Source organism: Photobacterium sp. WH24 (assembly GCF_019204055.1).
GTDB classification, from domain to species: domain Bacteria; phylum Pseudomonadota; class Gammaproteobacteria; order Enterobacterales; family Vibrionaceae; genus Photobacterium; species Photobacterium arenosum.
Genome location: NZ_JAGSOZ010000038.1, coordinates 1 through 3,273, shown reverse-complemented (window position 1 = coordinate 3,273; position 3,273 = coordinate 1). Strand labels below are relative to the sequence as shown.

The following is a 3,273-nucleotide window of genomic DNA, read 5'->3' as shown; positions in this document are numbered from 1 at the left end:
AGCCTGGCGATGACCTACTCTCACATGGGGAGACCCCACACTACCATCGGCGCTGCTGCGTTTCACGTCTGAGTTCGGCATGGGATCAGGTGGGTCCGCAACGCTATGGTCGCCAAGCAAATTCTGTTTGAAAACATCCCGCTGGTTATAAAGCTCGCTATCGGCGTTAAGTGGCTCTCTCGTTCGGTCATTTAGCGTACTAAACCCCCTCCCTCGACTCACAACTTGCCTTGCTATCAAGCTTTATCCCGGCACTACCTGAGCAGGTGGGATATTTTCACAATTCTGGAAAGTTAACTAGTGTTCTCAGCACGACATTCAAGTGCTCATGGAGTCCGTAAAACCCCTTGGGTGTTGTATGGTTAAGCCTCACGGGCAATTAGTACAGGTTAGCTGAGCGCCTCACAACGCTTACACACCCTGCCTATCAACGTTCTAGTCTCGAACAGCCCTTCAGGAGGCTCAAAGCCTCAGGGATGACTCATCTCAGGGCCAGCTTCCCGCTTAGATGCTTTCAGCGGTTATCTGTGCCGAACTTAGCTACCGGGCAATGCGTCTGGCGACACAACCCGAACACCAGCGGTTCGTTCACTCCGGTCCTCTCGTACTAGGAGCAACTCCCTTCAATCATCCAGCGCCCACGGCAGATAGGGACCGAACTGTCTCACGACGTTCTAAACCCAGCTCGCGTACCACTTTAAATGGCGAACAGCCATACCCTTGGGACCGACTTCAGCCCCAGGATGTGATGAGCCGACATCGAGGTGCCAAACACCGCCGTCGATATGAACTCTTGGGCGGTATCAGCCTGTTATCCCCGGAGTACCTTTTATCCGTTGAGCGATGGCCCTTCCATTCAGAACCACCGGATCACTATGACCTGCTTTCGCACCTGCTCGAACCGTCATTCTCGCAGTTAAGCGGGCTTATGCCATTGCACTAACCTCACGATGTCCGACCGTGATTAGCCCACCTTCGTGCTCCTCCGTTACGCTTTGGGAGGAGACCGCCCCAGTCAAACTACCCACCAGGCACTGTCCGCACCCCGGATAACGGGGCGACGTTAGAACATCAACACGACAAGGGTGGTATTTCAAGGACGGCTCCACAGATACTGGCGTACCTGCTTCGAAGCCTCCCACCTATCCTACACATGTAGGGTCAATGTTCAGTGCCAAGCTGTAGTAAAGGTTCACGGGGTCTTTCCGTCTAGCCGCGGGTACGCAGCATCTTCACTGCGATTTCAATTTCACTGAGTCTCGGGTGGAGACAGCGTGGCCATCATTACGCCATTCGTGCAGGTCGGAACTTACCCGACAAGGAATTTCGCTACCTTAGGACCGTTATAGTTACGGCCGCCGTTTACCGGGGCTTCGATCAAGAGCTTCTCCGAAGATAACCCCATCAATTAACCTTCCGGCACCGGGCAGGCGTCACACCGTATACGTCATCTTTCGATTTTGCACAGTGCTGTGTTTTTAATAAACAGTTGCAGCCACCTGGTATCTGCGACTCCCGGTAGCTCCATCCGCAAGGGACTTCACCGCCAGGAGCGTACCTTCTCCCGAAGTTACGGTACCATTTTGCCTAGTTCCTTCACCCGAGTTCTCTCAAGCGCCTTGGTATTCTCTACCTGACCACCTGTGTCGGTTTGGGGTACGATTGCTTATTATCTGAAGCTTAGAGGCTTTTCCCGGAAGCATGGCATCAATGACTTCATCACCGTGGTGACTCGACATCGGGTCTCAGCCTTAATGCAGAACCGGATTTGCCTAATTCTGCAGCCTACACCCTTGAACCAGGACAACCGTCGCCTGGCCCACCTAGCCTTCTCCGTCCCCCCATCGCAATAATAAGCAGTACGGGAATATTAACCCGTTTCCCATCGACTACGCCTTTCGGCCTCGCCTTAGGGGTCGACTTACCCTGCCCCGATTAACGTTGGACAGGAACCCTTGGTCTTCCGGCGAGGGGGTTTTTCACCCCCTTTGTCGTTACTCATGTCAGCATTCGCACTTCTGATACGTCCAGCATGCCTTACAGCACACCTTCAACCGCTTACAGAACGCTCCCCTACCCAATACGATAAATCGCATTGCCGCAGCTTCGGTGTATCACTTAGCCCCGTTAAATCTTCCGCGCAGGCCGACTCGACCAGTGAGCTATTACGCTTTCTTTAAATGATGGCTGCTTCTAAGCCAACATCCTGGCTGTCTGAGCCTTCCCACATCGTTTCCCACTTAGTGATACTTTGGGACCTTAGCTGGCGGTCTGGGTTGTTTCCCTCTCCACGACGGACGTTAGCACCCGCCGTGTGTCTCCCGGATAGTACTTACTGGTATTCGGAGTTTGCAAAGGGTTGGTAAGTCGGGATGACCCCCTAGCCTTAACAGTGCTCTACCCCCAGTAGTATTCGTCCGAGGCGCTACCTAAATAGCTTTCGGGGAGAACCAGCTATCTCCAGGTTTGATTGGCCTTTCACCCCTAGCCACAAGTCATCCGCTAATTTTTCAACATTAGTCGGTTCGGTCCTCCAGTAAGTGTTACCTCACCTTCAACCTGCCCATGGCTAGATCACCTGGTTTCGGGTCTAATCCCAGCAACTGTACGCCCAGTTAAGACTCGGTTTCCCTACGGCTCCCCTATACGGTTAACCTTGCTACTGAAATTAAGTCGCTGACCCATTATACAAAAGGTACGCAGTCACACCACGAAGGTGCTCCTACTGCTTGTACGTACACGGTTTCAGGTTCTTTTTCACTCCCCTCACAGGGGTTCTTTTCGCCTTTCCCTCACGGTACTGGTTCACTATCGGTCAGTCAGGAGTATTTAGCCTTGGAGGATGGTCCCCCCATGTTCAGACAGGATAACACGTGTCCCGTCCTACTCGTTTTCACGTCTAAAGCATCGTCGGTTACGGGGCTGTCACCCTGTATCGCGGCCCTTTCCAGGGACCTTCACCTGACACTAAACACGCTTAAGGGCTAATCCGGTTTCGCTCGCCGCTACTGCCGGAATCTCGGTTGATTTCTCTTCCTCGGGGTACTTAGATGTTTCAGTTCCCCCGGTTCGCCTCATCAGGCTATGTATTCACCTGATGATAACTGCTTATGCAGCTGGGTTTCCCCATTCGGAAATCGGTGACTCAAGTGGCTCTTACTGCCTCATCACCGCTTATCGCAAGTTAGTACGTCCTTCATCGCCTCTGACTGCCCAGGCATCCACCGTGTACGCTTAGTCACTTAACCATACAACCCCAAGAGGTTTCGTATG

2 rRNA genes are annotated in these 3,273 nt (G+C 52.9%); both read right to left on the bottom strand.

Annotated features, from left to right (window positions below):
* Position 1: 1 nt before the first annotated feature.
* A 5S ribosomal RNA gene (rrf, locus tag KCG43_RS21175) occupies positions 2 to 117 on the bottom strand.
* Between the two features lie 241 nt (positions 118 to 358).
* A 23S ribosomal RNA gene (locus KCG43_RS21170) occupies positions 359 to 3,248 on the bottom strand.
* Positions 3,249 to 3,273 lie beyond the last annotated feature (25 nt).